General features: G+C 61.4%; 2 protein-coding genes. Both read right to left on the reverse strand.

All coding sequences use genetic code 11. The features are described from left to right. Window positions 1-147: 147 nt before the first annotated feature. A complete protein-coding gene (locus AWB81_RS42710; RefSeq protein ID WP_062644590.1) occupies window positions 148-501 on the reverse strand; it encodes a TrbC/VirB2 family protein in 354 nt (117 codons plus the stop codon). A 12-nt stretch (window positions 502-513) separates the two neighbouring features. Further along, window positions 514-1,563, reverse strand: a complete 1,050-nt coding sequence (locus AWB81_RS42715; RefSeq protein ID WP_062644592.1) for a TadA family conjugal transfer-associated ATPase — start codon at window positions 1,561-1,563, stop codon at window positions 514-516. Between the last annotated feature and the right edge of the window lie 119 nt (window positions 1,564-1,682).

The following is a 1,682-nucleotide window of genomic DNA, read 5'->3' on the forward strand; positions in this document are numbered from 1 at the left end:
ACCACGCCGACAAGGAGAAATCCAGGGGTCCAGCTCGTGTAGGTGAGCAGCGCCGTCATCGTCCCGTTGAAAATGGCGAGTCCCCGGTCTGCGCCGCCCATCTGGCGCGGCAATGAGAGGCCTCGACTAACCTTGTGCTGGCGCATATCAGCAGGCGTTGGCCATGTGGAAGTGGCTCTGCATGATCGGCACGGCGACCGACGCAATGCCGAGGCCGACCAGCACCACCGAGAACGTCTTGGCGATATTGCTTTCCGAGTTCGCCACTGCGACGCCGCCAAGCGTGATGAGCACGATGCCGATGCCGTACAGGTACGGGCCGCTGATCAGGTTGCTGATCGTGCAGATGATGTCCGTCAGGCCCGTCAGGTTCGAAAAATCCCCCGCTGCCATCGCGGCCGCCGACACCACGCTCAGCAGCGCGCCGACCAACATCGACTTGCCCGGGCGCAAATGCTTTGCGACCGTGGCGGCTCTGTGCAGTACCTTCTTTCCCTTCATTTGATGCTCCCGTTAAAAAACGCGTTGTAGGTCGTAATCGTTGTTTTTGAATCCCCGGATCTCGAGGATTTCGGAGACGTGCCGCATCTCGCCGGTGCGCTTGAAGTGCACGACGTAGTTGAAGCAGTCAGCGATGTTTTTGCGCATGTCTTCCAGCTCCCAGCGCGATCCAGTCGGGATGCCGAGCATGGCGAGCGATTCAAGGCGGCTGAGCGCCGTGCGCGCGTTATTCGCGTGGATCGATGCGAGACCGCCGTCGTGGCCTGTGTTGAGCGCCTGCAGCAGATCGTAGGCTTCGCCGCCGCGCACTTCGCCAACGATGATGCGGTCGGGGCGAAAGCGCAGACAGAGCGCGACGAGCAGCTGCGTCGTGACGTTGGTGTCGGCGTTGGAGAGCAATCGCACGCGATTGGGCACCTGCAGCTTCAGTTCCATCGTGTCCTCGATGGAGATCACCCGCTGGTCCGAAGGGATTTGCTCGATCAGCGCATTGAGGAAGGTCGTCTTGCCTGCGGATGTGCCGCCGGCGACGAGCACGTTTTTGCGCGACTGGACGAGCGCAACGAGCGCGCGCATCAGCGCTTCGTCCTCGATGCCTTCCTCGAAGTGGATGGCTTCCACGTATTCCGGTCGGGCGTTGGCTGCCGAAAACGCCCCCATGTTCACGTAGTCCGACAGCGTGAGTTTCGACTCGCGGTGCTTCCGGATGCTCAGCGCATGGCCGTCAATCGACGTCGGGCTCATGACCGCCGCGATACGCAGGTTCTGGTGACCGGCGTTGATGATGCCCTTGTCACTGCCGGCCTTCGCCGACTTCTCCACGGAAGAGGCGAGCGAGTGGATCGCGCCTTCCAGCTGTTCCGGGCGCAGGTCGATGTTCTCGCGCGTCATCACGCCGCGACGCTCCACCCAGACGTTGCGGTAATCGTTAATCATGATTTCCGCGAGGTCGGGCGAGTCGAGCAGCTCGCGCAGCGGCGAAAGCGCATGGAAGAACATGCGCACGGCTTCCGCTTCCAGGGGGCGCAGCTTTAGGACTTGATTGTCGGCAGACTCGGACATGCGATGCTTTGTGGGCTATCTAACATGTCGGATATTGTTGTTGTTGGCAGACGTGCGCAGGCACCGAAAGAGGCGTCAAATTGAGCGGCTTTCGCGGCCGTAGATGCGCTCAGGCAGAG

Origin of the sequence: Caballeronia arationis (assembly GCF_001544975.2) — a bacterium.
Lineage (GTDB): Bacteria > Pseudomonadota > Gammaproteobacteria > Burkholderiales > Burkholderiaceae > Caballeronia > Caballeronia arationis.